The organism is Micromonospora sp. LOL_024 (assembly GCF_048060415.1).
Classification (GTDB): domain Bacteria; phylum Actinomycetota; class Actinomycetes; order Mycobacteriales; family Micromonosporaceae; genus Micromonospora.
Genome location: NZ_JBHMIS010000137.1, coordinates 1 through 1,322, shown reverse-complemented (window position 1 = coordinate 1,322; position 1,322 = coordinate 1). Strand labels below are relative to the sequence as shown.

The 1,322-nt window shown below is 67.5% G+C and carries 1 pseudogene; it reads left to right on the top strand.

Annotated features, from left to right (window positions below):
- Window positions 1–52 precede the first annotated feature (52 nt).
- Window positions 53–1,291 (top strand): annotated as a pseudogene (locus ACFHWY_RS28540) (IS3 family transposase).
- Window positions 1,292–1,322: the final 31 nt, after the last annotated feature.

Below are 1,322 nucleotides of genomic sequence, written 5' to 3'. Positions count from 1 at the left end.
TGTCCCGCACCGGGTTTGATGGAGACGTCGAAACCTGGGAGGAACACCAGCGATGCCCGCACCGAAGAAGTACAACGATGAGCTGCGTGAGCGTGCTACCCGGTTGGCGGTCGAGGCCCGCCGGGATCCATCCGGCGTCCGCGGTCGGCGCGATCCGGCGGATCGCCGGTCAGCTCGGGGTTCATCCGGAGGCGTTGCGCACGTGGGTGAAGAAGGCCGAGACCGACACCGGTGACCGGCCCGGCATCACCAGCAGCGACGCCGAACGCCTCGCCGCGCTGGAACGGGAGAATCGCGAGCTGCGGCGGGCGAACCAGATCCTGCGCTCCGCGGCCTCTTTCTTCGCCGCGGAACTGGACCGTCCGTCGCGATGAAAATCGAGTTCGTCGACTCCCAGCGGGAGCACCACGGTGTCCAGTCGGTCTTGCGGGCGCTTGAAGACACGCCGGCGCAGATCGCACCGTCGACCTACTACGCCGCCAAGACCCGCCCCGCCTCGGCCCGATCACGGCGCGATGAGGAGCTGACCGCGCTGATCGAGCGAATCCACCAAGAGAACTACGGTGTCTACGGCGCCCGCAAGATCTGGCACGAGCTACACCGCCAAGGCGTGCGGGTGGCCCGCTGCACGGTTGAGCGGCTGATGCGTGAGTCCGGGCTGCGTGGGCTGCTGCGCGACACCTCGCCGCGCACGACCCGGCCGGCGGCCGAGACCAGCCGGCCCGCTGACCTGGTCGAACGGGACTTCACCGCGGCAGGCCCGAACCAGCTGTGGGTCGCCGACCTGACCTACGTGCGCACCAGCGTGGGCTGGGTCTACGCCGCGTTCGTCCTCGACGTGTACTCCCGCCTGGTCGTCGGCTGGCAGGTAACCACGTCGCTCTACACCGATCTGGCTCTCGACGCGCTGAAGATGGCGATCTGGCGCCGCCAGAATCAAGGCGCTGACCTGGGTGGACTGGTCCACCACTCGGACAGGGGTGTCCAGTATCGAGCGATCCGCTACACCCAGCGGCTCGCCGAGGCCGGCGCCGTCGCCTCGGTCGGATCCAAGGGCGACTCCTACGACAACGCCATGGCCGAAGCGCTCAACTCCCTCTACAAGGCCGAACTCGTCCGCAACAAGGGTCCCTGGCGCGGGCTCGACGACCTGGAGATGGCCACCGTCGAGTACATCGACTGGTACAACAACCGCAGGCTGCACGGCGAACTCGACCACGTCCCACCCGCCGAGTACGAAGCGCTACACGCGATGACCCACCCAGTCACCGCGCCCCTGAAAACCAGCTAACCAACTCTCCATCAAACCCGGGGCTTGACAC